The sequence below is a fragment of the Candidatus Nitrosopumilus sp. genome (assembly GCF_029882185.1).
Lineage (GTDB): Archaea > Thermoproteota > Nitrososphaeria > Nitrososphaerales > Nitrosopumilaceae > Nitrosopumilus.
Genome location: NZ_JAOULD010000068.1, coordinates 1 through 4,992 on the forward strand (window position 1 = coordinate 1; position 4,992 = coordinate 4,992).

Genomic DNA, 4,992 nt, shown 5'->3' on the forward strand with positions numbered 1-4,992 from the left:
AAGGTTCTAACATCTCAAAACTTATGCTGATACCACATAATCACGTACAGGAACAGAGCAAAGATTAGGAATTCCAAGTTATTCTCAGCAGCAATACGCTTAAGTTCGTGCCATTTACCCAAAAATATTGAAAACGTTATTCAAAGGTGTAATTATAGTGGCAGGAATTATTTTTGGTGCTCTTTTAGTATTGAATATTTTTAATCCTTAGAGTCTAAACTCTTTTTTTAGTGTAACATAGAAAATTCGTTAATGAATAAGGATTTGTTTAAAGCACAAAAAAATAGTAATTACGATAAGTTGTATCTAAAAAGGGACAGATTTAATGAAAATGAAATTAAAAAAGAATATCCAGAAGAATTTAAAGAATTAATCAAAGAATTTGAAAATACCTAATTCTAAATCTCTTTTTCGTAGCTGAGTAGTTAATTCAGTCCTTCTTTACAGATATGCAAACTCACACCACTACGATATATTACTATGCATTATCTGACTAATAGGCATTCTTTTTTCTAAATTATACAATAACCTCATGGTCTTTTTTTGATTCTGTGTAGAGCGATTGGGGTTTATAGTATATCTTGAATGAAATTAAGGTTAATCATGTATGATTAATTGTACTTTTGAAAATGATCTATCAAATCATCTGTAGATGTAATCCAAAGTTGTTCTGGAAACCTTTCAAATATTCCTTTTGCATGTTTTTGCCCTTGTTTTTTACTACTTGCACATGCATCCATTACTACAACCACATAATATCCCAAATGAATAGCATCCAACACACTTGATAGAACACAATAGTCTGTTTCAATTCCTGAAAAAATCAGTATTTTTGTAGATTTCTTTTTAATTTTAGACTGAAAATTACCTGCCATAAATATTGATGCAGACTTTTTTCTACTTGCAACAACTGAATTTGAAATGTATGGAGTGAACTCATCAATTATTTCTGATGCTTTGGTTCCAAGAAAATTTGGAGTGATCTTTTGATTTATTCTATAGTATGTTTTCCAAGAATCCTGTTCATCTTGCCAATTTTTTGGAGGTATGAAACGGGTAAAAATCACATTTTGTATTTCAATAGTTTTGATTAATTTTTCTATGTTTGGAATTACGGACAGTAATTTTTTATCTATCCAGGGAGATTCCTTATCAGTTAGGAATAATTTTTGCATGTCTATAACCACTAATGTTATTTTTGAACTAGTTTTTACATCTGCATGCCATTCAGGGACAGTCAAAATATTACTCATGATATCTAAAATCCAGTACTAGATTTTCATCAGCATTCTTTCATCACTTCTTCGACTTTTTTCTCTTCATCTAACATAACATATTCAAATTCTTCTCTTAGTTTATCACATTTTGCTTGTTTTTGTTTTTCATCCATTTTGGAGAATTTTATATTTCGAAACTCATTGACGATTGCATTAATTTTTGCATTTGTCTCAAACATTATATCATCAATCTGTTTTTGATATTTAGAATCCATGTACAAAAAAGGGCACTTTACTAATTAAACTAGTTTAAAGATTTCATATTTGAGAACATCAAATATGTTATTATCAAGAATGTGGGGGGGAATAACATATCTTTCCAGGACCCGATGCAGGAACGTATTAAAAATTAATGTAATTTAGATTTTCTATTATTTCACTACGATTATTGGAATTCTAGATTTATTTACAAGATAGTTAGCAACACTGCCCAAAAATATCTCATGATAGGGATCAGAGCCACGAGAACCTATGATTATCATATCGACTTTATGGTTTTCAGCAAATGTGATTATCGTCTTTCCAACATTATTACTGATTTTAGTCATTCCTAAAAATGGAACATTGATCTTTTGTGATATTAATTCAGCTTGTCGTATAACATCCTACTGTTTTCTTTTACAGAAGGTATTTTTTCAATGATAAGGGGGGAGATCACATTCAAACCAATAATAGACAAAGATGATTGTTTTGAAATTTTTAATGCAAATTTTAAACCTCTAAGGGAGTTTGTTGAACCATCTAAAGGTACCAAAATTTTGTTTAGTAATTTACGAGTCAGTACGAATTACTGTACTAACTATTATTTACAAAATATGCTTAAATTCAAACATGATAACAAAAATTGTATTTCAGCAAGAATGTTATAAAAGACAATTTCATATCAAAACAACACATAATGCTACTAAAAGTAAAAATTCTCAATATCGATTCAGGTGGAAAACCATTTGTATTTTTAAATGATAAAGATGCTGATGAATTAAACATCAATGCATCTGAAAGAGTAACAGTCAAAGCAAAAAAGAAGATTACAGCTATCATCAACATATCTAGTACCGTTGAAAAGGGATTTTTAGGCGTAAATGAAGAAGTTAGAAAAATTCTAAGTTTAAAACAAAATTCTAAAGTAGATGTAGACATTGCACCCTTTCCAAAATCACTTCAATTTATTAGAAATAAACTTTCAGGAAAAAAACTACTATATTCAGAAATACATGAAATCGTACAAGATCTAGTAGATGGTAATCTTAATGAAAATGAAATTTCAGCATTTGTAACAGCATTACATATAGACAAAATAGATCTTGATGAAGCAACAAGTTTGTCTATGTCGATGGTGGATACAGGCAAAACCCTTTGCATTAACAAAAAAATCATCATAGACAAACATAGTATTGGCGGTGTTCCAGGAGATAAAACAACATTATTGGTGGTTCCAATTATTGCATCAGAAGGATTTACAATTCCAAAAACATCATCAAGAGCTATCACATCCGTTGCAGGCACTGCAGATCGTGCAGAAATTTTGATGCCCATAGAATTTACTACAAACAAAATGTTACAGATACTTAAAAAATCAAATGGTTGTATTGTGTGGGGGGGTGCAATTGAATTAGCTCCTGCAGATGACATGTTTGTAAAAACAGAATTTTCTTTACATATTGATCCTTTACTTTTACCATCAATAATGAGCAAAAAGAAAGCTGTGGGTGCAACTCATCTTGTTGTAGATATTCCAACTGGAAGAGGGGCAAAAATGAAAACAACTGGAGAAGCAGATCTTCTTGCAAGAGACATCATTGAACTTGGAAAAAGATTAGGAATTCATACTCATTGCATTGTAACTTTTGGAGAACAGCCAATAGGGAATACAGTAGGTCCTGCACTAGAAGCAAAAGAAGCATTGGAGGTTTTAATGAATCAAAAACATGTTCCAGATCTTATTGACAAAGCATGTAATATTGCAGGAAGTATGTTTGAATTATTAGGTAAAAAAAACGGTTACTTGCTTGCAAAAAAAATCCTTGAATCAGGTAAAGCAGAGCAGAAAATGAGAGAAATAATCAAGACACAGGGGGGAAATCCAAACATAATACCTGAGGACATTCCAATTGGCAAGTATTCTCTAGTAATTCGTTCTGAAAAATCAGGGCAAGTCCTGTGGATGGAAAATAGAATCATTGTAGAAATAGGGCGAGCAGCCGGTGCTCCAAAAGATAAGGGTGCAGGAATTGTATTTAACAAAAAAGTCGGAGATCCTGTAGAAAAAGGCGAATTACTATTTACTGTATATGCAGATCAATCGTACAAAATTGATAGAGTAAAATACATTCTTTCTTCTCAAGTTTCATTAGGCATTGGCAAAAAATCAGACATGTTGATCCATACAATAACCGAATCCCCTATTGTAGAGAGAACATTTGTTATTGATAGATAAATAAAATTATCCATAATACAAAGACATTACTTCCAATCCAAGATGGTTTTAGAAATCATTCCAGATAAATCAACTTTTGAAAATTTTCCAGGAATTGAATTTGTCCCTACAATTTTTGTAACTCCTGCTTTTTTGATTTTCTTTTCTGAATCCCCTACAAAAACAGGATGAGTGCATACGACATATATCTTTCCAACATTTTTCTTTTTAAAAAAATGAATTGATTTTAAAATACTTGTACCTGAAGACACCATATCATCAAACAATATTATATCTTGTCCTTTAGAAAACTTTGGAAACGGTGGATTAATAATTAGTTGGCCTGTTTTTTTATTTCTTTGTTTGTTTAAAGCAACGGCAGTTGCATCGATAGATTTTGCAAATTTTTCTGCATTAGATTTCCAAAACAAATCTGGAGATACTACAAGAGGATTTTTCAGTTTATGATTTTTAAAATATTTTGTAAATAAGGAAACTGCTGAAATATTTTTTGTGGGAATTTTAAAAAAATCAAGAGCGTTTGGGCTATGAAAATCAACTACAATTAATCGTGTTGCACCAGCTGCTTTAAACAATTTTGCAATAACCGAAATTGTTATAATTTCACCTTTAAGAAATTCTTTATCTTGTTTTGCATATCCCATGTATGGCACTACGGCAATTACATTTTGAGACATTTCTCGGGATTTTGATATTAATAACAGAGTCTGAACAAGATTAGAATCTACAGGTGGACCCATAGATGACACAACAATAATTGTACCTTCGTTTGGATATTCTAAAAGAGTAAATTTATTTTCACCGTCTGGAAAAACTTTCAAACTGGTCTTCAAACATCTTGCCGATAATTTTTTTGCAATCTTTTTTGCTAAATTCTCAGAAGTAGGATTTGCAATCACAAAATATGAATTCAATAATACTATGGAAATTTACTTTTTATTATAGTATTATTTTTTGGATCCTAAGTAGGATAAAATATCTGCTTGACTAATTTTTGCATATTATTTATTCTATTTCTTGAAATACCAGTGATTTTTGCAATCTTAGCGTCATCATGTTTTAAAAGATCTTTTGCAATCATCATATTACAATCTGAAAATATATTCAATTCATTTTGAGTTAAATTAAGAATTGTTATTGGGTAAAGATTGTGCTTTTCAATTACTTTTTCCAAGCTATTTGTTGCAGGATATTTCCAAGAGAAAATTTGCTGTCCTATACATTTTGCATATTTTTTTGCATGATTAGATACTTGGGTGTTACAAAAAATAATCTCAC

The 4,992-nt window shown here is 30.4% G+C and carries 7 protein-coding genes and 1 pseudogene; 2 read left to right on the forward strand and 6 right to left on the reverse strand.

Going from position 1 to position 4,992, the window contains the following annotated elements:
* The first annotated feature begins 252 nt into the window (after positions 1 to 252).
* Positions 253 to 396 (forward strand): hypothetical protein, encoded by a 144-nt coding sequence (locus tag OEW78_RS09775; RefSeq protein ID WP_300327111.1) that lies wholly within the window; start codon positions 253 to 255, stop codon positions 394 to 396.
* Between the two features lie 215 nt (positions 397 to 611).
* Here OEW78_RS09775 and OEW78_RS09780 read toward each other — a convergent pair whose 3' ends face one another.
* The 4 genes from OEW78_RS09780 to OEW78_RS09795 all read right to left on the reverse strand — a co-directional run bounded on the left by OEW78_RS09780 (position 612) and on the right by OEW78_RS09795 (position 2,031).
* Entirely contained in the window at positions 612 to 1,253 is a 642-nt protein-coding gene (locus tag OEW78_RS09780; protein WP_300327112.1) for a cysteine hydrolase, read from the reverse strand.
* Between the two features lie 29 nt (positions 1,254 to 1,282).
* Positions 1,283 to 1,492, reverse strand: a complete 210-nt coding sequence (locus tag OEW78_RS09785; RefSeq protein WP_300327113.1) for a hypothetical protein — start codon at positions 1,490 to 1,492, stop codon at positions 1,283 to 1,285.
* Positions 1,493 to 1,648: 156 nt separating this feature from the next.
* Positions 1,649 to 1,825: a universal stress protein gene (locus OEW78_RS09790; RefSeq protein WP_300327114.1), complete on the reverse strand. Its 177-nt coding sequence runs from the start codon at positions 1,823 to 1,825 to the stop codon at positions 1,649 to 1,651.
* A gap of 32 nt (positions 1,826 to 1,857) precedes the next feature.
* Positions 1,858 to 2,031: a hypothetical protein gene (locus tag OEW78_RS09795; protein WP_300327115.1), complete on the reverse strand. Its 174-nt coding sequence runs from the start codon at positions 2,029 to 2,031 to the stop codon at positions 1,858 to 1,860.
* 144 nt (positions 2,032 to 2,175) lie between these two features.
* Between OEW78_RS09795 and OEW78_RS09800 the strand changes: the two genes are divergently transcribed.
* A complete protein-coding gene (locus OEW78_RS09800) occupies positions 2,176 to 3,714 on the forward strand; it encodes an AMP phosphorylase (RefSeq protein ID WP_300327116.1) in 1,539 nt (512 codons plus the stop codon).
* 26 nt (positions 3,715 to 3,740) lie between these two features.
* Here OEW78_RS09800 and prs read toward each other — a convergent pair whose 3' ends face one another.
* Together prs and OEW78_RS09810 are read right to left on the reverse strand one after the other, a co-directional pair.
* Complete coding sequence (gene prs / locus OEW78_RS09805; protein ID WP_300327117.1) at positions 3,741 to 4,628, reverse strand: ribose-phosphate diphosphokinase; 888 nt, start codon at positions 4,626 to 4,628, stop codon at positions 3,741 to 3,743.
* A 47-nt stretch (positions 4,629 to 4,675) separates the two neighbouring features.
* A pseudogene (locus OEW78_RS09810) lies at positions 4,676 to 4,992 on the reverse strand (restriction endonuclease); the annotation flags it as partial.